A 21,935-nucleotide genomic window follows, 5' to 3' on the forward strand; every position below is an offset into this window, starting at 1 on the left:
CGCGGGGCGGTCTCTCCTGGCGATCGCCGCCCAGATCGAATAGATCCCCGGCCATGCTCTCCGAGACCCGCGAGAAAGTCCTGGACATCAAACGGCGCTTTGAGGCGCTAAGGGGGCATCTTTGACGTCCCTAAGCTCGAACGGATGCTCCAGGACCTGACCCAGACGACGCTGTCGTCCGGGTTCTGGAACGATCAGGAAAAAGCCCAAGCCGTCCTCCGCAAGCGCGCCCAGGTCGAGTCGAAGCTCGAGATGGCGCAGAAGCTCGGCCGTGAGATCGAGGATCTCTCGGAGTACCTCGAGCTCGGCGCCGCCGAGGGCGACGAGGGCGTCATCGCCGACGCCGACGCGCAGGCCGACGCCATCGCCGCGCGCCTGCGGAAGGCCGAGCTCGATCGCATGCTGTCCGGCCCCGCCGACCGCGGCAACGCCATCGTCAGCATCCACCCGGGCGCCGGCGGCACCGACGCGAAGGACTGGGCGTCCATGCTCCTCCGCATGTACCTGCGCTTCTGCGAGCGCCGTGGCTACAAGACGGAGATCATCGACTACCAGGACGGCGACGAGGCCGGCATCGACGCCGTGACCTTCACGGTGACCGGCGACGCCGCCTATGGGTACCTGCGCTCCGAGGCAGGGGTCCATCGCCTGGTGCGGATGAGCCCGTTCAACGCCGATCACACGCGCCAGACCGCGTTCGCCGCCGTCGAGGTCACCCCGGACAGCGACGACGAGATCAACATCCAGGTCAACGAGAAGGACATCGAGATCACGACGATGCGCGCCGGCGGCAAGGGCGGGCAGAACGTGAACAAGGTGGAGACCGCCGTTCGCCTGCGCCACATCCCGACCGGCCTCAACATCGTCTGCCGCGCCGAGCGCAGCCAGCACCAGAACCGCGCGATGGCGATGAAGGTCCTCAAGGCCAAGCTGTACGAGATGGAGCTCCAGAAGCGGGAGGCCGAGGTCCAGGCCTACAACGCCGCGAAGAGCGCCATCAACTTCGGCAGCCAGATCAGGAATTACGTCCTCGCGCCCTACCGGCTCGTCAAGGACGTCCGCACCTCCACCGACGCCACCGACGTGGACGCCGTCCTCGACGGCGATCTCGAGGGCTTCATCGAGGCCTATCTGCTCGCCGCGGCCGGCGGCTCGCTCAGGAAGGGCGGCTCGGTCGCGGAGGACGACGCTCCGTGAGCCAGCAAAAAGACCGACCGAACGACAAGAAGAGCGAGCGGCTAGCGAAAGAGGCCGCCGAGGCCGCGCGCGCCGAGGAGACGCTGATCGCCACCCGCAAGGGGAAGGCGGCCCGCCTCCGCGCCCGCGGCGAGAACCCGTTCGCCAACGACGTCACGACGGGCGAGCCGCTCACCGAGCTCGCCGCCGTCCGCGCCCGCTTCGACGCGGCGCGGGCCGCGGCCGAGCCCAGGCCGGAGGGCGCGGCGCCGGACCGGCCCGCCGCCGCGGATCGCTACGACCCGGCGCGCGTCGAGCCGATCCCGTTCCGCGTCGCGGGCCGGGTCCTCTTCGTGCGCTCGTTCGGCGGCGTCACCTTCGTGCGGCTGCGCGATCGGACCGGCGAGCTCCAGCTCTACTGCGAGCAGGGGGGCCTCGCCGATTTCGAGCGGCTGGAGGACATCGATCTCGGCGACTTCGTCGAGGCCCACGGCGTCGCGATGGCCACGCAGAAGGGGGAGCTCTCGATCCGCGCAGAGCGCCTCCGGCTGCTCACGAAGGCCTACCGCCCGCTGCCGACCAAGACGAGCTTCAAGGACGTCGAGTCGCGCTACCGCATGCGGTACGTCGACCTCGTGGCCAACCCGCACGTGGCGGGGGTCTTCCGCGCCCGCAGCGCGATCGTCGCCGCGCTGCGCGAGTTCCTCGACGCGCGCGGCTTCCTCGAGGTCGAGACCCCGACGATGCACACGCTCGTCGGCGGCGCGGCCGCGAAGCCGTTCAAGACCCACCACAACGCGCTCGATCTCGAGCTCTTCATGCGCATCGCGCCCGAGCTCTTCCTGAAGCGGCTCGTGGTCGGCGGCTTCGAGCGCGTCTACGAGATCGCGCGCTGCTACCGGAACGAGGGGCTGTCGACGCGGCACAACCCCGAGTTCACGATGCTCGAGTACTACCAGGCGTACGCGACGTACGAGACCCTGATGGACGCGACCGAGGCGATGCTCCGCCACGTCGACGCCCGCCTCGCCGAGCGGCTCCCGGCCGAGCACGCGGCCTGGGCCTCCCAGCGCGCGTTCTCGCTCGAGCGCTTCGCGCGCGTCCCCATGGCCGAGGGGCTCGCCCGCGCCCTGGCCAAGGCGGGGCTCCCTGCCGACGTCCCGCAGCGCGTCGCCGCGGACGACGCGCCGATCAAGGAGTGGGCGAAGGCCGCCAAGGCGAGCGGGCGCGAGATCGACTGGACGAACTTCCGCGCGGGCGCGAAGAAGTGCGAGTCGCCCGGCGAGCTCGTCTTCTGCGCCTACGAGTACGTGGTCGAGCCGTTCCTCACGAAGGACTACCGCACCGAGGCGGGCGACAAGAGCGTCCCCGTCTTCATCATCGACTATCCCTTCGAGGTCTCCCCGCTCGCGCGCAAGAAGGACAGCGATCCCTCGCTGGTCGACCGCTTCGAGCTCTTCATCGAGGGCCGCGAGCTCTGCAACGCCTTCAGCGAGCTCAACGACCCCGAGGACCAGGACGCGCGCTTCCGCGCGCAGGTCGCCAAGAAGTCGCGGGGCGAGGAGGAGGCGATGGATTACGACGCCGACTACGTCCGCGCCCTGGAGCACGGCCTCCCGCCGACGGCGGGCTTCGGCATGGGGGTCGACCGCCTGACGATGCTCCTCACCGGCGCGACATCCATCCGCGACGTCATCCTGTTCCCCCTCCTCCGCCCCGAGACCGACGCGTGATCGAGCTCTCCCGACCCCTGCAGGCCGCGCTGCTCGCCGCCGTCGCGCTGGGTGTCCTCTTGCTCGCCTGGCGCGGCTACACCCGCTTCGACAAGAAGGGCGAGCTGGAGCCGCGGCGCCCCGTCGTCGCGCGCGTCGGGCTCGTGCTCGCGCTCGCGGGCGGCGGCCTGCTGGCGCTCACGCTCCTCACGTCCGGCGGGGGAGCGAAGGCCCTCGGGCTCGTCGGCGTGGTCGTCGCCAGCAACCCCGAGATGATCGGCGGCGCCCTCGGCGCGCTGGCCGGGGCGGGCGTCGCCTTGCTGCTCGTGACCGCGACCGGCCTCGGCTGGCGGGTGTTCGGCGCGCGAGGGCCCAAGGTCCGCGCGTTCGTCAGGGCGCTGGGCGTGATCTGCCTCGTGGCCGCGCTCGCGGTGGCCGTCGTCTGGCTCGCGGTCCTTCCGCTCCATCCGACCCTGAAATGGCTCCTCGCCGGGGTTCTGATCGCCGCGGGCGTGGGCTACGCGATCGCCGGGACCCGCCCCGTGCGCAAGGGGCTCTACCGCGCGCTCGGCTGGTGGTGGGGCGCGCTCGTGGGCGTGACGTTCAGCGTCACCGCGGCGCTCACGGCCAGGATGCCCGTCGGGCGGTTCGCGTCGCACAACCCCACCGATCAGATCATCCGCTTCGCCGCGCTCGTCTCCAGCACGGTCTTCCTGTTCTTCGTGCTGTCGGCGCTCCTGCCGCTCGCCCTCGACGCGCTCGAGCGCCGGAGCTTCGTGCCCCACGTGGGCGCGCGCCACGTGCGCGCCTCGAAGAGCGGCTTTCTCACGGTCATCTCGGTCCTGTCGATGGCCGGGGTCGCCGTCAGCTCGTGCTCCCTGTGCTCGGTGACGAGCATCATGGGCGGCTTCGGCGCCGACCTGAAGCGCAAGATCCTCGGCAACAACGCGCACATGGTCGTCGACGCCACCCGGCCCGGCGGCTTCGGCAACTGGGACGACAAGCTCACCAAGGTGCGCGTCGCGCTCGCTCCTTACGGGGGCGCGGCGACGCCGGTCGCGGCCGGCGAGGCGATGGGCTCCAGCGCCTCGAACACCGCCGGCGCCATCGTCCGCGGCATCGATCCGGACACGATCGGGCAGGTCATCGATCTCAAGAAGAACATCGAGGTCGGCAGTTTCGACTACCTGCGCGATCCCGAGAAGCTGACGAGCCTGCCGCCGGAGGAGATCATCGGCCGGGGCCCGGGCGGGGAGCCGTACTTCAAGGGGCCCGACTTCCGCCAGCCGCCGGACGTCGACCCGTCGGTGCGCGACTACCTGAAGCGGCAGACGCGCGTGTACCCGGGCGTCGTCATCGGCCGCGAGCTCGCGAAGTCGCTCCACGTGCTCGTCGGGGACGAGGTGACCCTCCTCTCGCCGGTGGGCGAGCTCGGTCCCACCGGCGTGATGCCGCGCTCCCGCAAGTTCCGCGTCGCGGGGATCTTCTACAGCGGCATGTACGAGTACGACGTCTCGCACGCGTACGTCTTGCTCGACGAGGCGCAGAAGTTCTTCGGCCTCGAGGACAAGATCACCCACATCGACATCCGGATCCCGGATCCCGAGCGGGTGCAGGATGTCCGCCCGGCCGTCGAGGCGGCGGTCGCCGCGAGCGCCGCGCTCGACGAGGCGCCCGAGGGCGGCAAGCCGCCCCCGCAGCTCCGCGTCCGCGACTGGATCGAGAGCAACAAGAGCCTCTTCAGCGCGCTCAAGCTGGAGAAGATCGCGACGTTCATCATCCTGTCCATCGCCATCGCGGTCGCGAGCTTCTGCATCGTCTGCACGCTGCTCCTCATGGTGACGGAGAAGGGCAAGGAGATCGCCGTCCTGAAGGCGCTCGGGGCCTCGGACAGCGCGGTGATGCGCGTGTTCATGCTCGAGGGCGTCATCATCGGCGCGATCGGCACCGTCTACGGTGTCGGCACCGCGCTGGCGGTCTGCACGGGCCTGTCCTGGTTCGGCGTCCGGCTCGATCCGGACGTCTATTACATCGACCGGCTGCCCGTGAACGTGAACGGCTCCGACTATGCGATAGTCGCGGTCGCGGCGCTGCTCATCTGCACGATCGCCACCCTCTACCCGGCCCGCGCCGCCTCGAAGCTCTCTCCGGTCGACGGGCTCCGCTACGAGTAAACCCCTCCATGTCCACTCCGCTCGTCGTCGTCGAAGATCTCCGCAAGACGTTCGTTCACATGGGGCGCGAGCTCCACGTGCTCTGCGGCATCGATATCGTGATCAACCAGGGCGAGGTCGTGGCGTTCGTGGGCCCCTCCGGGGCCGGCAAGAGCACGTTCCTCCACTGCATCGGCACGCTGGACCTCCCGACGAGCGGCCGCATCCGCCTCGGCAGCGACGAGCTCACCGGCATGCCGAGCTCGCGGCTCGCGGCGATCCGGAACCGGATGATCGGCTTCGTCTTCCAGTTCCACCACCTGCTCCCCGAGTTCAACGCGGTCGAGAACGTGATGATGCCCGGCCTCATCCAGGGGAAGACCCGCCGCGAGATGGAGCCGCTCGCGCGCGCGCTGCTCGCCGAGGTCGGGCTCGCCGCGCGCGCGACGCACCGGCCGGGCGAGCTGTCGGGCGGCGAGCAGCAGCGGGTGGCCCTGGCGCGCGCGCTCGTCCTGTCGCCGAAGCTGCTCCTCGCCGACGAGCCGACCGGGAACCTCGACACCGCGACGAGCGACTCGATCCACCAGCTGTTCTTCGAGATGAACCGCAAGCACGGCACCACGGTCGTCGTGGTGACGCACAACCTCAGCTTCGCCGAGTCGATGCCGCGCGTGGTGACGATGCGCGACGGGGCCATCGAGAGCGACCGCATCGGCAGCGAGCGCGCCGCGGCCGCCGGGTACCGCGGCGGCTCAGCCGGATAGCCGCTCGCTCAGGAGCTCGGCCGCGCGCAGCGACATGGCCATGATGGTCATCTGCGGGTTCACGCCGAGCGACGAGGGGATCGCGCTCCCGTCGCACACGTAGAGCCCAGCGACGTCGTGCGCCTGGTGGTCCGGCCCGAGGCACGACGACCGCGGATCGACGCCGATGCGGCACGTCCCGAGCGGGTGGAACGCGGCCACGTCGATGTCCCCGGCCTTGATCTGCCGCCCCTTGAGCCGCTCGAGGTCCTCCGGGCCGTTCACCTCGTCGCAGCCGGCGACGAGCGGCAGCACGCGCCGCGCCCCCGCGGCCAGGAACACCTCGCAGAGCAGCTCGATCCCGCGCTGCATCCTCGCGACGTCCTCCGGGTTCATCGTGTAGAGCACGAGCGGCGTGCCGCCGAGCCCGGGCCGAACCTCGCCGCGGCTCGTGTCCTTGATCATGAACCCGAACGTCGCGAGGTGCGGGTACCGCTCCATGAGCTCGGTGTAGCGCCGCCCCGTCCACGGCACGGCCAGCGCGGCGACGTCGAACGGGAGCGAGCCCCCCTCGAACATCAGCCCTTCGTCGGCGAAGTGGTCGATCTGGTAGCCCTGCGGGATGCCTCGCCACTGGTCGACCCGCTCGTCGAAGAGCGCCATCACCTTGGACGCCGGGTGGATCGACAGGTTCTTCCCCAGCATGCCGCTCGAGAGGCACGCCCCGCTCCGGCGCAGCAAGAGCGGCGTCATCAGCGCGCCGCCGGCCACCACGACGGCCTCCGCCTTGACCACGAGCCGCGGCCGCCGCCGCCTCGCGCCGCCGGCCGCGCGGCCGCCTCCGCCGGCCCTCGTGTCGCCGCCGAGCACGGCCGTCGCCCCGCGCGCGCGGCCCGCCACGACGTCGATCGCCCTGACGCGCGCCGCCGTGATGAGCTGCGCGCCCCGCTTCAGCGCCTCGGGCACGTAGCTCACGTCGGTCGAGCGCTTGGCCCCGGTCGGGCAGCCGAAGCAGCAGATCCCCTGTCCGTCGCAGTCCGGCGCGTTGCGCTGGAGCGGCCCGTGCTGGAGGCCGAGCCGCTCCGCGCCGCGCCGGATGATCGGCCCGATCGCCCCGAGGTGCAGCGGATCGGCGGGGGCGACCTGGAGCATCCGCTCGACGCGCTCGTAGTAGGGCGCGAGCCCCTCGGACGAGAACTCCGCCGGCAGCCCCACGCCGTCCCGCCACGACGCGAAGGTGCTCTCCGGCGCGCGGTAGCAGGTCCCGGAGTTGATCACGGTGCTCCCTCCGACGGCGCGCCCCGCGAACACCGGGATCCCCACGTTGCCGATCGCCATGTCGAGCCCGTGGTCGCGGTACATCTCCCGGTACGCGCGCGCCGGCCGGCCGGTGAAGCTCGAGCGGCGGTGGTAGTCGCCCTCCTCCAGCATCAGGACCGCGTGCCCCCGCGACGCGAGCTCGTAGGCGGCGGCCGCGCCGCCGGCCCCGGTGCCGATCACGAGCACCTCGCACTCGAGCTCCAGGTCCTCCTCGACCTCGCGCCCGTTCGTCACCTGCGCCAGCCAGCGGGGGCTCTCGTCGCGCACCGTGGGCAGCTCGTAGCGGCAGCCCACGTGCTCGAACATCTCGGGCCGGTCGTAGTGGAGGAACCGGAGCGGCGTGAGCACGGCGCGGAGCAGCGAGCGCAGCGCCAGCGCCCGGCTCTGCTCGAAGCCGCGGAGCACCTCCATCCGCTCCTCGAGCGGCAGCGCCGACAGCGGCCTGAGCCGAGTCGGCACCGGCGCGAGCTCGATCGCCCACAGCGCCGCGCGCAGCCCCTGCGCCAGGTGCGGCGGGATCGTCGCCAGGAAGGCCGCGAGGCGGGCGGCGGTCGCCGCGCCGGCACCCTCGAGGAAGCGGCCGGGCGGCATCGCCGCCTCGGCGAGCGCGGCGGCGACGCGCAGCTCCCGCTCCGAGAGCGACGGCTCCGCGCCCGGCCGCCCCCCTGCCGCGGGCGCGCTCCCCGCGCCGCCCTCCGCCTGCTGCGCCGTCCCGGGCCGGCGCTCCTTCCGCTCCAGCCGCTCTAGCGCGGGCCAGCGCCTGAAATCGAGGTCCAATCCCAGGGTCATGGTCGTCCGAGCCCCTCGCGAAAGCTTCTGTTAATTCTGTAGCAACAGAATCGTCGAAATGCAAGGCGGCTCGGCCCGCTCGGTCTGTGCGTTCCGGTCGGAGCGCGCGGCGGCGTCGCTCACGGCATGGGCAGGACCCAGATCGGCGCGCGGGGCTCCAGCGCGAGGTGGCGCCAGGCGTCCTCGGCGATCGCCAGGCCGCGCTCTCCCTCGTCGCGGAAGTGCGCGGCGACCGCGCGGAAATACGGGGCGTCGGGGCGCTCGAGCGCGACGATGCCCTTCGGGTCCGACGGGCTCGGCGCGAACGGGCGGCCTGCCTTGGCCCGGCGGGTGTCGCTCACGAGGGAGATCTCGTCCATGCGGGCGGTGAAGTGCGGCCCGCCGTCGAACGGGTCGACCCTGTGGGCGTAGCGGAAGCCGATGCGGCGCAGGAGCTTCTCCACGCCCCGGGTCTGCGACCCCACCTTTCCGATCACGCGCTGGGCGTCCTCGGGCAGCAGCGAGGCGTAGAGGGTCCCCTCGGGGAAGAGCCCCTTGATGAACTCCTTGTTCTTCTTGGAGAGGAGGTCCGCCTCGGCATAGCTCATGTCGGTGAACTTGCGCCCCAGCGCTTCCCAGAGGTGGCTTGTTCCATCCGGCTCGAGCGGCGGCATCAGCTCCGCGAGGATCTCCTCCTGGAACAGGTCGGGCCGCGCGGCCATGTAGAGGAAGCGAACATACGAGATCATCGTGCCGAGCCGCTCGGGCCCCTGCCGGTAGTCCGGCATGAGCACGAGTCCGCCGATCTCCGTCGGTCCATTGTACGAGTAGCCGATGCGCAGCACGGTATGGTGGAAGTGCTTGTCGATCGTGGCCGAGTACTTCTCCTCGTCGAGCACGTCGAAATAGATGTACGGGACGCCGCGCCGGCCGAGCTGCGCGATGATCATCGACGTGCCGACGATCATGCCCCTGTCGCCCTTCGTCAGGTCGACGAGCACGAAGACGTATTGGCGCAGGCGGGGGTCCTGGATGGCCCCGCTGAAGCTCCGGTGGCTCTCGGCGACGATCTCGTGGATTGCGTCACGGTTGTTCGGCAGGTTGACCGAGTTCAGGTGGCGCGCGACATAGAGGAGCTGCTCCTCGTCGCCGGTCACGGCTGCGCGTATTTCAAACGAGATCATCGGGAGAAGCCTACGCGTGGCGCTCGCGCTTGGCCATTGCTCCGGACGCCGCGCGCCGGGCGTACAACAGAGCTCGCCGCGCGCCGCCCGTCCCCGCCGGCGCGCGGACGGCGCGAGCCGGCGCGGGTCAGCCGAGCTGAGCGCGGAGCGCTTCGTCCATGGCGTCGAGCGGCGGCTCGCGCCCGGTGTACAGCCGGAACTGCTCTGCCGCCTGGTGGAGGAGCATCCTCCCGCCGTGAACGGCGGTGGCCCCGCGCCGCCGCGCCGCCTCCACGAGCGCCGTGATCATCGGCTTGTACACGATATCCATGACCAGGAGACCCTCCCGCAACGCCTCCTCCGGGACGGGGCTCCGCGGGTCGACCTCGGCCATGCCGCGCGAGGTCGCGTTGACGAGGACGTCGTGGTCGGGCGTGAGCGCCCGCTCGTCGAGGGGCACGGCCGTCCCGCCGACGGCCGCCGCGAGCTGCCGCGCCTTCTCCAGATCTCGGTTCGCGATCGTGACGCGGGCGCCGCGCTCCGCGAGCCCGAACGCGACCGCGCGCGCCGCGCCCCCCGCGCCGAGGAGCAGCACCCGCGCGCCCCCGAGCTGCGCCGCCTCCTCGAGCGCCCGCGCCGCGCCGATCCAGTCGGTATTGTACCCCCGGAGGCGCCCGCCGTCGTTGACGATCGTGTTCACCGCGCCGATCCGCGCGGCGGTGGGATCGATCTCGTCCAGCAACGGAATTACCGCCTGCTTGTAGGGCATCGACACACCGAGGCCGCGGATCCCGAGCGCCCGCATCCCGCGCAGCGCTCCCTCAACATCGGTCACCGCAAAAGGGATATAGGTAAAATCGAGCCCCAGCGCGCGGTAGCCGGCGAGGTGCATGGCGGCGCCTGTCGATACCGGATGAAGCGACATTGAGCCGCAGAGTGTGAGGCGGCCCAGAGCTCGGGAGAATGATGCAGTCGACGAAGTACAGCCGTGCATGCAGCGAAGCTGGCCTGTCTCCGGCGCGGATGCTAGCCCCGCCAGCGATGAGCGAGCAGAGCTCCCCCGAGCCGGCGGCGGAGGCGGCGACAGCGTGCCTCGAGCCCGCCAAGGCCGGCGTGTTCATGCCCCGATCCGATCGCGCGTTCGCGCGGCGCGCCTACCAGACCGTCGCGCCGCTCGGCCGCAGCCTCCTCAAGGTCCTCGCGGCCCTCGCGATCCTCACGCTGGGTCGCTCGACCCTCGCGGACCAGTACCACGTGCCCACCGGCTCGATGTGGCCGACGATCGCCCCCGGCGATCGCATCCTGGTCGACAAGGTCGCCTACGGGCTCCGCGTCCCGCTCACGGATCGCTACCTGTTCGAGGGCAGCGGGCCGAGCGCCGGCGACGTGGTGCTCTTCGCGGATCCGCGCGGCGGCTCGACCCTCCTCGTCAAGCGCGTGATCGCGCTCCCCGGGCAGACGGTGATGCTCCGGCGCGGCGTACTGTACGTCGACGGCGCGGCGCAGGCCCTCGAGGAGCTCGGGGACGGCACGCGGGTCGAGCACCTCGGCCCGGTCACGCACGCGGCGGGCGAGCCCGATCTCGAGGCGTTCGGGCCGGTCGTCGTGCCGCCGGGCCACCTCTTCGTGATGGGCGACAACCGCGCCGCGTCGCTCGACAGCCGGGCGATGGGCGCGGTGCCGCGCGAGCTCGTCCGCGGCCGCGTGCTCCGCGTCGTCTATCACCACGACGCCGCGGGCTTCGATCTGTCCCGCGCCCTGCGGAGCGTCGACTGAGCGCCCGGGTCACGCGTCGCCTCGCGCCATCATCGCCCTGAGCTCGTCGCCGCTCAGGGTCTCGACCTCGTAGAGCCTCGCGGCGATGCGCTCGAGCGTCGCGCGGTGCCCGCAGATCATCGCGCGCGCCCGCGCCTCCGCGTCCGAGAGGATCCGCGCGACCTCCGCGTCGATCTCGCGCGCGGTGGCGTCGCTGCACTCCCGCCCCGCCCCGGGCGGGAGCGCGCCCCGCGGCTCGCCGAGGAACGACAGCGGCCGGCGCGGCTCCAGCGCCGAGAGCCCGACCCCCTGGCCCATGCCGAGCTCGCGCACCATGCGGCGCGCCAGCTCCGTCGCGTTGAGCAGGTCGTCCTGCGCGCCGGTCGACAGGTCCCCGACGGCCTCCGCCTCGGCGGCGCGCCCGCCGAGCAGCACGACCAGCCGGTCGAGGATCTCCTGCCGGCTCCACAGGTAGCGGTCCTCCCGCGGCAGCTGCATCGTGTACCCGAGCGCCCCTGGTCCGCGCGGCACGATGGACACCTTGCGCACCGGGTCCTGCGTGGGCAGCAGCGTCGCCGTCAGCGCGTGCCCCACCTCGTGGTAGGCGACCACGAGCCTCTCGCGCGCGCCGAGCCGCCGGCCCCGCCGCTCGAGCCCCGCGAGCCCGCGCTCGATCGCGGCCTCCAGGTCGATCTGCCCCACCGCGGCCGCCCTGCGCCGCGCCGCGAGCAGCGCCGCCTCGTTGACGATGTTCGCGAGGTCGGCCCCGACGAGCCCCGCGGTCTGCGCGGCCACGGCGTCGAGATCCACGTCCGCGTCGAGCGCCACCTTCCTCCCGTGCACCGCCAGGATCTCCCGCCGCTCGGCGAGATCGGGCCGATCGACGTGCACCCGGCGATCGAACCGCCCGGCCCGGAGGAGCGCCGGATCGAGGATCTCGGGGCGGTTCGTCGCGGCGATCACGACCATGGCCGCGCGCACGTCGAACCCGTCCATCTCGGTCAGGAGCTGGTTCAGCGTCTGCTCGCGCTCGTCGTGGCCGCCGACGGAGCCGCCGATGCCGCGGGCCTTGCCGACCGCGTCGAGCTCGTCGATGAACACGAGGCAGGTCCCCTTCTCGCGCGCCTGGGAGAAGAGATCGCGCACGCGCGCGGCGCCGACGCCGACGAACATCTCCACGAACTCCGACCCGCACGCGCTGAAGAAGGGGACGCTCGCCTCTCCCGCGATCGCCCGGGCCAGCAGCGTCTTGCCCGTGCCGGGCGGCCCCACGAGGAGCACCCCCCGCGGCATCCGGCCGCCGAGCTTCTCGTAGCGCTCGGGCGCCTTGAGGAAGTCGACGATCTCGCCGAGCTCGGCCTTCGCCTCGGCGCTGCCCGCGACGTCGCGGAACGTCACCGCCGCCCCTCGCTCCTCGTAGAGCCGCGCCTTGTTCTTGCCAAAGGCGGTCGCGGCGCCCGAGACGTTCCCCGCCGCCGTCGACCGGCGCGACACGAGGTGGACCATCGCGAGCAGCGCGGTGAGGGGCAGCGCCAGCCAGAGGTACGGCAGCAGCCCTCGCTCGTCCGCGGCGCGCGTGTACGGGATTCCGCGCCGGTCGAGGGCGGCGAGCAGATCCTTCTCGGTCTGCTCGATGCGCCCCGTGCGGTAGCTCTGCGGTGCGCTCGCGCCGAGGCCGGGCACCGCTCGCCCGATGTACACGCCGTCCCGGATCTCGACCTCGGCGAGCTCTCCGCTCTCCGCGAGCGAGCGGAAGCGCGCGTACGGGATGCGGCCATCGGACGCCACCACCACTTGAAGCAGCAGCGCCGAGCCGAGCACCAGGACGAGAACAATCCAGAGCGACCGCATGGCCCGCCTCCGCGCGGACAGGCGACGTCGCCGGCAAGGCTGGCCTGTCGCCTCGGTGCGCCCTGCACGGAGCCTGCCAAGGCGGCCCGTGCACCCTCCCCGTGCACCCTCGAGGCAAGGCGAGACGAGCGACCGCTCGACCGATGAACATGCGTCACTGCGTCACTGCGTCACTGCGTCACTGCGTCACTGCGTCACTGCGTCACTGCGTCACTGGCGCACCAGCGCCGAGCGCGCCCGGCGCGGCGTGGACGCACGGCGCGAACCGATCAACCCTCATCGCATGGGGAGAGCTCTTTTCTTGATCACGGGTCCGCTGACGATGTTTCTGCTCGGGTGCGGCGGGGCTCCGCCACCTCCGGCCGAGCAGCCCGAGCCCGCGCGGCTGGACGAGCCAGCGAGGGGCGCCGAGCCCGCGCCGGAGGCTGCCCTGGACGCCGAGGCGCAGGAAGCGGAGCCCGCTCGGGCGACGCCGTCCGTCGCGCCGGCGGCGCCGCGGCGCGACGACTCGGTGCCCGACGACTACGCGCTCATGCACGGCGACTGCGTCGAGCTCGGCAAGCAGCTCACGGTGCTCACGCGCTCGGAGCAGGTCGCGGCGCTGAGCGCCAAGCTGACGCCGGAGCAGCGGGGCGAGACCGAGAAGAGGATCGACGCCGTCGCGGCCACCCTCGGGGAGCAGTACGCGCAGTCGTGCGAGCAGAACGTCGGCAAGCACGTGGATCCGAGGTCGCTCAAGTGCGCGTTCGACGCGCGGAGCGTCAGGGCGTTCGAGGCCTGCCTCGGCGCGCCGCCGCCGGCCAAGTGACGCCTCCGCGTCGCGTGCGCCGGATGACGGCGCGCGCGATGCGGATATAATGCGCCCTCGCATGGACGCTTCGCTCCTCGACGACCCCTGGATCGCCGCTCAGGTCGACGCCGCCGTGGCGCCTTACGTGGGTCGCCTGCCGGCGCACGAGGTCGCGTGGATGCGCGAGCAGCTCGCGGAGGTCTTGCTGCACGACGACGAGGCGATCCGCCTGCTCCGGCGCGCGCACCCGCGCGAGGTCGACGAGAGCGGCGAGCGGGCGTTCGGGGTGCTCGGCGCAGCGGGGCGCGCCAAGGCGGGCTAGCGGTGCGCACTCCGGAAGACCGGCTGCTCGCCGAGGGGCTCGATCTGCTCCAGTTGGTCGCGAAGCGCATCGCGCGCCGCCTGGGCCGCCGCATCCCGGTCGAGGACCTCGTCGCGCTCGGGCATCCGGCGCTGCTCGAGGTGGTGCGGACGTACGATCCGGGCCGATCCTCGTTCGAGGCGTACGCCAAGCGGAAGATCCGCTGGGCGATCTTCGACGGCATCCGGCGGGAGACGCGCTGGCGATCTGCGGCGGCGCGGGCCAGCGCGCTGGCCGCGTCGGCGCGGTTCGCGGAGGGGCGGGGGGCGGACGACGACGCCGGCGCGCCGGCCACGCAGGAGGACTACGCCGCGCGGCTCGGCGGCCTGCTCGCCGGGCACGCGGCCGCGATGGCGCTCGGCCTGCTCTCGGCCCAGGGCGACGTCGCTGCAATCCCGGACGCCGCCGACAGCCCCGAGGAGCGCGCCTCCGCCGCCGAGCTCGCGCAGGCCGTGCGGCACGCCGTGCGCGAGCTCCCCGAGCGCGAGCGCGCCCTCGTCGAGCGCCACTACTTCGACGACGAGCGGTTCGATCAGATCGCGCAGGATCTCGGGATCAGCAAGAGCTGGGCGAGCCGCCTGCACAGCCAGGCGATCGCGCGGCTCGGCGAGCTGCTCCGCGCGATCCGCTGACGCGCCGCTCCCCCGCGGGCGCGCCGGCGCGTCGTTTCCCCTCTCGTTCCCCTCGACGGATGGCCGTTATCGCTGCCGGCTCTGGACCGAGCGGAGGTACGGGGCTCGCTCCTCGTCGGAGACCGGCTCGTTGCTGATCACCCGGTGGTCGCGCGGCATGAAGTGAACGAGGCGGACCATCATGTGGTCCTTCGCGACGGTCAGCTTCCGCTTGTGGCGGAGCTCCGCGGCCTCCTGGAAGGTCTGCACCTTGGGATCGTAGGCGATCATGTGCAGGTCTCTTCCGAACGGCGCGGGCAGGTCTTCGATCTCGACGATCTTGTAGATGCGGATCCCTCCGCTCTTCTCGGTGGCCGCGACCACGGCGCCGACGACCAGATCCTTGCCGGTCGGATCGGAGGTTTCGGGCACGGGGGGCGCGCGGTCACAGGCCGGCGCGAGGGTCAGGATGCCGGCGCACACGGCGGCGGCGAGCGCGATCGACCTCATGGGCGCTGAATAACATCGATGCGACCCGGCGCAAGCGGCTACCCGCGCCCGGCGCGGCGGGAGCGGGGCGCGCCGCGACGTCGTCCGCCGCCGGGGGGCGGCGCTGTGGTAGACGCGCCTTCGAGACAGTGGCCGGGAGCGATCCCTCGGAGGAATGCGATCATGCGACTCGAGGACACGAAGTTTGTCGTCACAGGCGCCGCCCAGGGGCTGGGTCGCCACTATGCGCTGCGGCTCGCGGAGCTCGGGGGCCAGGTCGCCGCGGGCGACGTGAACGAGGAGGGGCTCGCGTCGCTGGTCGAGGCGAGCCAGGGGCTCCCCGGGAAGATCCACGCGCGGCCGTTCAACGTGGCGGTGGAGGCGGAGGTCGAGGCGTTCGTCCGCTTCGCGCACGGGGCCATGGGCGGCCTGAACGGCCTCGTGAACAACGCCGGCATCCTGCGGGACGGCCTCCTGGTCAAGAAGGACCGCCAGACCGGCGCGGTCGTCAAGCTGAGCGCGGCGCAGTGGCAGGCCGTCATCGACGTCAACCTGACGGGCGCCACGCTCATGGTCCGCGAGGTCGTCGCGAAGATGGTCGAGACCGAGCAGAAGGGCGTCATCGTCAACATCAGCTCCATCGCGCGCCACGGCAACCGCGGCCAGTCGAACTACACCGCCGCGAAGAGCGCGCTCGCGGCGAACACGAAGACCTGGGCGATCGAGTTCGCGCCGTTCGGCATCCGCGTGGGCGCGGTCGCGCCCGGCATGATCGAGACGCCGATGACGCAGGGCATGAACCAGAAGGCGCGCGACGCCCTGGTCGCCATGATCCCGGTCGGCCGCATCGGCGTGCCCGAGGACATCTGGCAGGCCGTGCGCTTCGTGATCGAGTGCGAGTACTTCAACGGCCGCTGCATCGACGTCGACGGCGGTCTCACGATGTGACCCCGGCGCGGCGGCCCCGGCCCCGGGGATCCCGCCGCGTCCCCGCGTTCTCACCGCGCGTCCTCACCGCGTCCCCGCGCGTCTTCATCGCGTCCTCACCGCGCCCTCCAGCTCCGCGCGTCGCCCGCTTCCTCCCACGGCGCTGCCCGGCGGCGTCCGTCGTCGGCCCGACCCCCGTCCGGCGGCCCCTCGTCTCGCTGCGCCGGCGCCGCCCTCCGGCGCCGGGGGGCGCCGAGCCCCGAGCGGCCGAGCCCCGAGCCGGCTCGGCGATCCGCCCACGAAACATTCGCGCTTGACGCGTCGATATTGAAAGCTATGTTCAATATCAACCTACCCGTTTGAACGTAGCCGGGGGTTCTGCATGTACGTGTGCCTCTGCATGGGCGTCTGTGATCGAGAGATTCGCGAAGCGGTGAACGAGGGGGCCTGCTCCGTGGCCGAGGTGATGGAGTGCACGGGGGCCGGTACGCGGTGCGGCTCCTGCCAGCCGACGATCGCCAAGCTCGTCGGCGCTGGCGAGCCCGTCTCCGCCCCGCGCCGCCTCACGATGGCGCCGGTCTCCAGCGCAGCCTGATTCTCTGGATCGCCGCTGCGCTCCGGTTTCTCTGGCGGGGACCGGCGACCTTTCCTTAGAAATTTCTTGCGCGCTTCCGCGGACCTTGCGCATGTGACCTGGGCGCTGGCGCTCCAGCCGGCGCCTCCTCGCCGTCGCCGGCGGGGCGAGCACGACAGGCACGAGCGCGAGAGGGTCCGATGAAGGGTGCGAAAGATGTCGTCGACGCGTTGAACGAGGTGCTCGCGGCGGAGCTCGTCGCGATCAACCAGTACTTCCTGCACGCGAAGATGTGCGCGCACTGGGGCTTCGTCACGCTCGCCGCGCGCGGCCGCGCCGAGTCGATCGACGAGATGAAGCACGCCGACGCGATCATCGATCGCATCCTCTTCCTGGAAGGGCTGCCCAACCTGCAGCGCCTGGACACCCTTCACATCGGGCAGACCGTGCCGGAGCAGCTCAAGAGCGACCTCGAGCTCGAGTACAACGCGGTCAAGCGGCTCAACACGGCGATCGCCCTCTGCCGCGACAAGGGGGATCGCACCTCCGAGGAGCTCCTGGCCAAGATCCTCGAGTCCGAGGAGGAGCACATCGACTGGCTCGAGACGCAAATCGGCCTGATCGAGAAGCTTGGCGAGACCGCCTACCTGTCCCAGCAGATCCGCGAGTAGGGTAGGGTGGGGGGCCGCCCCCGCCGACGGCGCACCCCGCGCGTCTTCTGGCGGCGGAGGCCGCGCTTGACGTACGATACTCTGGACGCATGTCCAAGGCGCCGCGGACGACCGCGCTCGCGCGGTTACGCGCCAGCTCGGTGCGTCGGCCGTGATCGTCGCGCCGCGCTCGTCCCTACGAGGAGGATGAGCGCGGCGGGGGAAATCCATGTCGAAGATTCTTGTCGTCGATGACCAGCGGAACATGCGGACCACGCTCGCGATGATGCTGCGTGGCGCCGGGTACGAGGTCGATGAAGCGGGCGACGGCAGCCAGGGCGCCGACCTGGGCGCCAAGGGTGCGTACGACGTCGTGCTCACCGATCTGCGGATGGGCGGCTTCGACGGCATCGGCGTCCTGCGCGCGGTGAAGGAGTCGAACGCGAACACCGAGGTCATCGTGATGACCGCGTACGGCACCATCGAGAGCGCGGTCGAGGCGATGCGGCTCGGCGCGTTCGACTACATCCAGAAGCCGTTCTCGGAGCAGGAGCTCCTCGTGAAGGTGGAGCGCGCGATCCAGAACCGGAAGCTCACCGGGGAGGTGCAGCTGCTCGCGAGCGAGTTCAAGGAGCGCTACCGCTTCGAGAACATCGTGGGCCGCTCGCAGGCGGTCCGCGAGGTGCTGGGCCGGATCGTGAAGGTCGCGCCGACCGACGCGACGGTGCTCATCACCGGCGAGAGCGGCACCGGCAAGGAGCTGGTCGCCAAGGCCATCCACGCCAACAGCAAGCGCGCCGATCGCCCCTTCGTGCCGGTGAACTGCGCCGCCATCAGCGAGACGCTCCTCGAGAGCGAGCTGTTCGGCCACGCGCGCGGCTCGTTCACGGGCGCGATCTCGGCGAGGAAGGGGCTGTTCGAGGAGGCCGACGGGGGCACGTTCTTCTTCGACGAGATCGCCGAGACCCCGCTCACCTTCCAGGCGAAGCTGCTCCGCGCGATCCAGGAGAACGAGATCCGCCGCGTGGGCGAGAACAAGCCCATCCACGTCGACGTGCGCATCATCGCCGCGACGAACCAGGAGCTCCTGACCGCGGTGGCGGAGAAGCGGTTCCGCCAGGATCTCTACTACCGCCTGAACGTCGCGCGCTTCGTGCTCCCACCGCTGCGCGCTCGGCGCGAGGACATCCCGATCCTCTGGGAGTTCTTCCTGGAGAAGTACAACCGGAAGATGGCCTGTCGGGCGCGCGCCGCGGACGGCGTCATCGAGGCGCTGACGCAGTACGACTTCCCCGGCAACATCCGCGAGCTCGAGAACATGGTGGAGCAGGCGGTGGCCCTCTCGGGCGGCGGCGTCATCAGCGTCGACGACGTGCTGCCCGCCGCCGTGCAGCCGAAGCGGGCGCCCGAGGGCGGCAGCCGGCTGCTCGCCGACGTGGTCGACTGCGCCGAGCGCCAGGCGATCGAGGCCGCGCTGCGGGAGTGCGACGGCAGCCGGGAGCGCGCCGCCGAGGTGCTCGGGATCAGCGCGACCACCCTCTGGCGCAAGATGACCCGCCTGACGATCACGTACCCCCCGGGCTGAGCTGCCCCTCCGCAGCCGGGTTCCGCGCTGCCGTTCCTGACGACCAGGCTCAGCAGGACGTTCCCTCGGGGTACAGCGGGTATCCGCAGACGCGACCGAGCAGGCCAGTGCTCACCTGGCTGGGCAACGTGCTGCCCACCGGGCTCAACCGGCGTGTGCCTGTCCGGGGTTCGACCGGCACGCACGGCCAGGCTGAGCAACACACCTGACTCGGCAGCAAATCAGGGCAGCTAGCCCACCTTGGCTTGCATCTTTGCAATGGCCCTGCGTCGGGATTTGCCTTAGTGCAATGGGGCGGCTGATGTAGACTGTGCGCATCTGTTTCACTTCGGCGTCGGCAACCGCAACTCGGTGATTCGGCAGCTTGGCCCGGCAATTGCTAAACCGTGACCCGATAGGCGTAGTCATGGTTGGCGGCGCTCGCCGCAGGAGGTCGCTTAATGGCCCGCATGCTGATCGTGGACGGTGAGAATTCCCAGCGTCGCGCTCTTTCAGCTGGGCTAAGCGTCGAGGGGTTCGAGGTCGTCTTCGCCGCCTCGTTCCAGGATGCGCTGCGCCTCCTCGGCGCCTCCCCGATCGACGTGGCGATGATCGACCTGATGATGCCGGACCTGAACGGCCTCGAGCTCGCCCGTCACATCCGGCATGCCTTCCCGAGGGTGCGAGTCGTGCTCTCCAGCCCGTATCACCTCTCCGCGCGCCAGGTCGAGCGCGCGGACTGCGGCGCCGTGGCGTTCGTCCCGAAGCCTTACAAGGTGGGCGAGATCTGTCGCTTCCTGCGCGCCAAGACGAACGTGCTCACGCCCGCGTCGTGCTAGTAGCGCGGCGTGCGCTGCGAGCTGCTCGACTACGAACTCCCTGAAGCGCTCATCGCGTCGCGGCCCCCCGAGGAGCGCGACGGCGCCAGGCTCCTCCTGGTCGACCGCGGCCGCGAGGCCGGCGAGGTCGAGCACGGCGCGATCCGCGATCTCGACCGGTACATCGAGCGCGGCGCGCTCGTCATCGTCAACGACACGAAGGTCGTGCCCGCCCGGCTGTTCGGCAAGAAGCGCGGCACCGGAGGGCAGGTGGAGCTCTTCCTGCTGCACCGGCTGGACGAGGCGCCTGACGGCGGGGAGGGGACCGCCGGCGAGCCGCGCGAGGGCGCGGCGCGCCCCGAGCGCTGGCGAGCGATGGGGCGCGCGTCCAAGCCGATCCGGCCGGGCGCGGTGCTCGATCTCGAGCGCGAGGGGGCGCTGGTCGCGGAGGTGCTGGAGCGCGCGGACGACGGCGTGCTCACGGTGCGGCTCTCGTCGCCGGCAGGGCTGTCCGTCGCGGCCGCGATCGACGCCTACGGGCACGTCCCGCTCCCGCCCTACCTCGGCCGCGGCGACGACGCGTCCGATCGCGAGCGGTACCAGACCATCTTCGCCCGCGTCCCGGGCGCGGTCGCCGCGCCCACGGCGGGCCTCCACCTCTCGCCCGGGCTCGTCGAGCGGCTCCGCGCGAACGGGGTCGAGATCGCGAGCGTCACGCTGCACGTCGGCCTCGGCACGTTCCAGCCGGTCACGGTCGACGATCTCGACGAGCACCCGATGCACGCCGAGATCTACTCGGTCCCCGAGGCGACCGCCGGCGCGGTCGCGGCCGCGCGCGAGCGCGGCGCGCCGGTGGTCGCGATCGGCACCACCGTGGTGCGCGCGCTGGAGAGCGCGGCCGACCCGGCGGCCGAGGGCCTCGTGCGGGCGCAGTCCGGGGAGACGCGCCTGCTGATCCAGCCCGGCTACCGGTTCCGCGTCGTGGACGGCTTGCTGACGAACTTCCACCTGCCGCGCTCGACGCTGCTCGCGCTGGTATTCGCCTTCGCCGGCCGCGAGCGCGCGCTCCTCGCGTACCGCGCGGCGATCGAGGCCCGCTACCGCTTCTATTCCTATGGAGACGCCATGCTGATCCGCGGCGCGAGCGCGTCATGAGCCGGACGCCCGGCTTCGCCTTCACCGAGCTCGCGCGGGACGGTCATGCCCGCACGGGCGTGCTCTCCACGCCGCACGGCGACGTGCCGACCCCGACGTTCATGCCGGTCGGCACCCAGGGCAGCGTGAAGACGTTGACCCCCGCCGAGGTGGCCGCGACCGGCGCGAGGATCGTCCTCGGCAACACGTACCACCTGTGGCTCCGCCCCGGGCCCGAGCTCGTCGCGCAGCTCGGCGGGCTGCACGCGTTCACGCGCTGGCCGCACGCGATGCTCACGGACTCCGGCGGCTTCCAGGCCTTCTCGCTCGCCGAGCGGCGCACCCTCGTGGAGGACGGCTTCGTGTTCCGCTCGCACCTCGACGGCGCCCGCAAGGCGCTCACGCCCGAGGTCGCGATGGAGGTGCAGGGGCTGCTCGGGGCCGACATCGCGATGCAGCTCGACGTGTGCCCGCCCGGCGGCGCGCCGCTCGCGGAGGTCGAGGAGGCCTGCCGCCTGACGACGCGCTGGGGGAAGCGCTGCCTCGCCGCCAAGCGCCCCACCCAGGCGCTCTTCGGCATCGTGCAGGGCGGCACCTCGGTCGCCCTGCGCACGGCGCACGCGGACGAGCTCGGGGCCCTGCCGTTCGATGGGCTCGCCCTGGGCGGCTTCTCCGTGGGCGAGCCGATCGCGCTGATGCACGAGGTCGTCGCGCAGATCGCGCCGCACCTCGATCCGTCGCGCCCCCGCTATCTCATGGGCGTGGGGACGCCGCTCGATCTCGTTCACGCGATCGGCGCCGGGGTCGACATGTTCGATTGCGTGCTCCCCACCCGGAACGCCCGCAACGGGCAGGCGCTCACGCAGCACGGCAAGGTCGTCATCAAGCAGGCGCGCTACAAGGAGGACCGATCGCCGCTCGATCCGACCTGCGCCTGCCCGACCTGCGCCGGGGGGTACAGCCGCGCGTACCTCCGGCACCTCTACATGGCGGGCGAGATCCTGGTGCTGCGCCTGCTGACCGAGCACAACCTCCACCTGTATGGCCGCCTGATGCGCGAGGCGCGCGCGGCCATCGCCGAGGGGCGGTACGCGGCGTTCGCCCGCGCGTGGCTCGGCGCGCGCGATGCCGCCGAGTAACCGAGCAACCCAGGGGCCGAGCGACCGCGCGATCGAAGGCCGCCTACATCGTCCCCTTGGTCTCTGGAGGCGCTCCTGGAGCGGCCGCGGGGGATCGCGCGGCGGGCGCAACGTCCGCGCTGCCCGGGAGGGTTCCGAGGTACCATGGGCGGATGGTGAGCCCTCGCCTCCGGCATGGCGCCGCGCGCCCGCACCCGCGCGCGCGGGGCCACGCCTCGGCCGCGCTCGACCCGCCCG

The 21,935-nt window shown here is 71.8% G+C and carries 20 protein-coding genes; 15 read left to right on the plus strand and 5 right to left on the minus strand.

The annotated features are described in order from the left end of the window. Positions 1 to 53 precede the first annotated feature (53 nt). From prfB to NQZ70_RS10570, 4 genes are all read left to right on the plus strand, one after another. A protein-coding gene (gene prfB / locus NQZ70_RS10555; protein WP_129574103.1) for a peptide chain release factor 2 occupies positions 54 to 1,197 on the plus strand; the annotation gives its coding sequence in 2 pieces (ribosomal slippage) (positions 54 to 122 and positions 124 to 1,197; 1,143 coding nt in all). Then, positions 1,194 to 2,909 carry a lysine--tRNA ligase gene (gene lysS / locus NQZ70_RS10560; RefSeq protein ID WP_129574104.1) on the plus strand — a complete coding sequence of 572 codons (1,716 nt, stop codon included), beginning with the start codon at positions 1,194 to 1,196 and terminating at the stop codon, positions 2,907 to 2,909. The genes prfB and lysS overlap by 4 nt, the downstream gene beginning before the upstream one ends. Next, positions 2,906 to 5,062 (plus strand): ABC transporter permease, encoded by a 2,157-nt coding sequence (locus tag NQZ70_RS10565; RefSeq protein ID WP_129574105.1) that lies wholly within the window; start codon positions 2,906 to 2,908, stop codon positions 5,060 to 5,062. The genes lysS and NQZ70_RS10565 overlap by 4 nt, the downstream gene beginning before the upstream one ends. An 8-nt stretch (positions 5,063 to 5,070) precedes the next feature. After that, the gene (locus tag NQZ70_RS10570) at positions 5,071 to 5,805 is read left to right on the plus strand and encodes an ABC transporter ATP-binding protein (protein WP_129574106.1); all 735 of its coding nucleotides are present in this window, start codon (positions 5,071 to 5,073) and stop codon (positions 5,803 to 5,805) included. Here the strand turns inward: NQZ70_RS10570 and NQZ70_RS10575 are convergent. The 3 genes from NQZ70_RS10575 to NQZ70_RS10585 all read right to left on the minus strand — a co-directional run bounded on the left by NQZ70_RS10575 (position 5,794) and on the right by NQZ70_RS10585 (position 10,029). Further along, positions 5,794 to 7,893, minus strand: coding sequence for a GMC family oxidoreductase (locus NQZ70_RS10575; protein ID WP_129574107.1), 2,100 nt, complete (start codon positions 7,891 to 7,893; stop codon positions 5,794 to 5,796). The two genes, NQZ70_RS10570 and NQZ70_RS10575, sit on opposite strands and share 12 nt — an antisense overlap. Before the next feature lie 119 nt (positions 7,894 to 8,012). Further along, positions 8,013 to 9,056: an arginine N-succinyltransferase gene (locus tag NQZ70_RS10580; RefSeq protein WP_129574108.1), complete on the minus strand. Its 1,044-nt coding sequence runs from the start codon at positions 9,054 to 9,056 to the stop codon at positions 8,013 to 8,015. A gap of 127 nt (positions 9,057 to 9,183) precedes the next feature. Next, a complete protein-coding gene (locus NQZ70_RS10585; protein ID WP_408022416.1) occupies positions 9,184 to 10,029 on the minus strand; it encodes a shikimate dehydrogenase in 846 nt (281 codons plus the stop codon). Between the two features lie 47 nt (positions 10,030 to 10,076). On the opposite strand from NQZ70_RS10585, the gene lepB reads away from it, so the two are divergent. After that, the gene (lepB, locus tag NQZ70_RS10590; RefSeq protein WP_129574110.1) at positions 10,077 to 10,811 is read left to right on the plus strand and encodes a signal peptidase I; all 735 of its coding nucleotides are present in this window, start codon (positions 10,077 to 10,079) and stop codon (positions 10,809 to 10,811) included. Between the two features lie 9 nt (positions 10,812 to 10,820). On the opposite strand, the gene ftsH is transcribed toward lepB, so the two are convergent. Continuing rightward, on the minus strand, positions 10,821 to 12,641 hold the full coding sequence (gene ftsH / locus NQZ70_RS10595; protein WP_129574111.1) for an ATP-dependent zinc metalloprotease FtsH: 1,821 nt from the start codon (positions 12,639 to 12,641) through the stop codon (positions 10,821 to 10,823). A gap of 283 nt (positions 12,642 to 12,924) precedes the next feature. Here ftsH and NQZ70_RS10600 point away from each other — a divergent pair, with 283 nt between their 5' ends. The 3 genes from NQZ70_RS10600 (at position 12,925) to NQZ70_RS10610 (ending at position 14,424) form a co-directional block, all read left to right on the plus strand. Then, on the plus strand, positions 12,925 to 13,449 hold the full coding sequence (locus NQZ70_RS10600; protein WP_207217796.1) for a hypothetical protein: 525 nt from the start codon (positions 12,925 to 12,927) through the stop codon (positions 13,447 to 13,449). 61 nt (positions 13,450 to 13,510) lie between these two features. Continuing rightward, complete coding sequence (locus NQZ70_RS10605; RefSeq protein WP_129574113.1) at positions 13,511 to 13,753, plus strand: hypothetical protein; 243 nt, start codon at positions 13,511 to 13,513, stop codon at positions 13,751 to 13,753. Positions 13,754 to 13,755: 2 nt separating this feature from the next. Further along, positions 13,756 to 14,424, plus strand: coding sequence for a sigma-70 family RNA polymerase sigma factor (locus NQZ70_RS10610; protein ID WP_129574114.1), 669 nt, complete (start codon positions 13,756 to 13,758; stop codon positions 14,422 to 14,424). A gap of 66 nt (positions 14,425 to 14,490) precedes the next feature. On the opposite strand, the gene NQZ70_RS10615 is transcribed toward NQZ70_RS10610, so the two are convergent. Further along, positions 14,491 to 14,913 (minus strand): hypothetical protein, encoded by a 423-nt coding sequence (locus NQZ70_RS10615; RefSeq protein WP_129574115.1) that lies wholly within the window; start codon positions 14,911 to 14,913, stop codon positions 14,491 to 14,493. 162 nt (positions 14,914 to 15,075) lie between these two features. Between NQZ70_RS10615 and NQZ70_RS10620 the strand changes: the two genes are divergently transcribed. The 7 genes from NQZ70_RS10620 (at position 15,076) to tgt (ending at position 21,698) form a co-directional block, all read left to right on the plus strand. Beyond that, the gene (locus tag NQZ70_RS10620) at positions 15,076 to 15,840 is read left to right on the plus strand and encodes an SDR family oxidoreductase (protein WP_129574116.1); all 765 of its coding nucleotides are present in this window, start codon (positions 15,076 to 15,078) and stop codon (positions 15,838 to 15,840) included. 361 nt (positions 15,841 to 16,201) lie between these two features. After that, on the plus strand, positions 16,202 to 16,414 hold the full coding sequence (locus tag NQZ70_RS10625; RefSeq protein ID WP_129574117.1) for a bacterioferritin-associated ferredoxin: 213 nt from the start codon (positions 16,202 to 16,204) through the stop codon (positions 16,412 to 16,414). Positions 16,415 to 16,593: 179 nt separating this feature from the next. Beyond that, on the plus strand, positions 16,594 to 17,064 hold the full coding sequence (bfr, locus tag NQZ70_RS10630; RefSeq protein WP_020734067.1) for a bacterioferritin: 471 nt from the start codon (positions 16,594 to 16,596) through the stop codon (positions 17,062 to 17,064). Between the two features lie 208 nt (positions 17,065 to 17,272). Then, positions 17,273 to 18,628: a sigma-54 dependent transcriptional regulator gene (locus NQZ70_RS10635; protein WP_129574118.1), complete on the plus strand. Its 1,356-nt coding sequence runs from the start codon at positions 17,273 to 17,275 to the stop codon at positions 18,626 to 18,628. A 410-nt stretch (positions 18,629 to 19,038) separates the two neighbouring features. After that, positions 19,039 to 19,446 carry a response regulator gene (locus NQZ70_RS10640; RefSeq protein WP_237245212.1) on the plus strand — a complete coding sequence of 136 codons (408 nt, stop codon included), beginning with the start codon at positions 19,039 to 19,041 and terminating at the stop codon, positions 19,444 to 19,446. 9 nt (positions 19,447 to 19,455) lie between these two features. After that, a complete protein-coding gene (queA, locus tag NQZ70_RS10645) occupies positions 19,456 to 20,580 on the plus strand; it encodes a tRNA preQ1(34) S-adenosylmethionine ribosyltransferase-isomerase QueA (protein ID WP_129574120.1) in 1,125 nt (374 codons plus the stop codon). Then, complete coding sequence (gene tgt / locus NQZ70_RS10650) at positions 20,577 to 21,698, plus strand: tRNA guanosine(34) transglycosylase Tgt (protein ID WP_129574121.1); 1,122 nt, start codon at positions 20,577 to 20,579, stop codon at positions 21,696 to 21,698. Before queA ends, tgt begins: the two co-directional genes overlap by 4 nt. The last annotated feature ends 237 nt before the right edge of the window (positions 21,699 to 21,935 follow it).

This window comes from Sorangium sp. So ce836 (genome assembly GCF_028553905.1).
GTDB lineage: Bacteria > Myxococcota_A > Polyangia > Polyangiales > Polyangiaceae > Sorangium > Sorangium cellulosum_D.

What these genes read in the sequence shown, in the direction of transcription:
- NQZ70_RS10570 (WP_129574106.1), top strand. Translation starts at nt 5,071, where the DNA reads ATGTCCACTCCGCTCGTCGTCGTCGAAGATCTCCGCAAGACGTTCGTT.
- NQZ70_RS10575 (WP_129574107.1), bottom strand. Translation starts at nt 7,893, where the DNA reads ATGACCCTGGGATTGGACCTCGATTTCAGGCGCTGGCCCGCGCTAGAG.
- NQZ70_RS10580 (WP_129574108.1), bottom strand. Translation starts at nt 9,056, where the DNA reads ATGATCTCGTTTGAAATACGCGCAGCCGTGACCGGCGACGAGGAGCAG.
- NQZ70_RS10585 (WP_408022416.1), bottom strand. Translation starts at nt 10,029, where the DNA reads ATGCACGGCTGTACTTCGTCGACTGCATCATTCTCCCGAGCTCTGGGC.
- lepB (WP_129574110.1), top strand. Translation starts at nt 10,077, where the DNA reads ATGAGCGAGCAGAGCTCCCCCGAGCCGGCGGCGGAGGCGGCGACAGCG.
- ftsH (WP_129574111.1), bottom strand. Translation starts at nt 12,641, where the DNA reads ATGCGGTCGCTCTGGATTGTTCTCGTCCTGGTGCTCGGCTCGGCGCTG.
- NQZ70_RS10600 (WP_207217796.1), top strand. Translation starts at nt 12,925, where the DNA reads ATGGGGAGAGCTCTTTTCTTGATCACGGGTCCGCTGACGATGTTTCTG.
- NQZ70_RS10605 (WP_129574113.1), top strand. Translation starts at nt 13,511, where the DNA reads ATGGACGCTTCGCTCCTCGACGACCCCTGGATCGCCGCTCAGGTCGAC.
- NQZ70_RS10615 (WP_129574115.1), bottom strand. Translation starts at nt 14,913, where the DNA reads ATGAGGTCGATCGCGCTCGCCGCCGCCGTGTGCGCCGGCATCCTGACC.
- NQZ70_RS10620 (WP_129574116.1), top strand. Translation starts at nt 15,076, where the DNA reads ATGCGACTCGAGGACACGAAGTTTGTCGTCACAGGCGCCGCCCAGGGG.
- NQZ70_RS10625 (WP_129574117.1), top strand. Translation starts at nt 16,202, where the DNA reads ATGTACGTGTGCCTCTGCATGGGCGTCTGTGATCGAGAGATTCGCGAA.
- bfr (WP_020734067.1), top strand. Translation starts at nt 16,594, where the DNA reads ATGAAGGGTGCGAAAGATGTCGTCGACGCGTTGAACGAGGTGCTCGCG.
- NQZ70_RS10635 (WP_129574118.1), top strand. Translation starts at nt 17,273, where the DNA reads ATGTCGAAGATTCTTGTCGTCGATGACCAGCGGAACATGCGGACCACG.
- tgt (WP_129574121.1), top strand. Translation starts at nt 20,577, where the DNA reads ATGAGCCGGACGCCCGGCTTCGCCTTCACCGAGCTCGCGCGGGACGGT.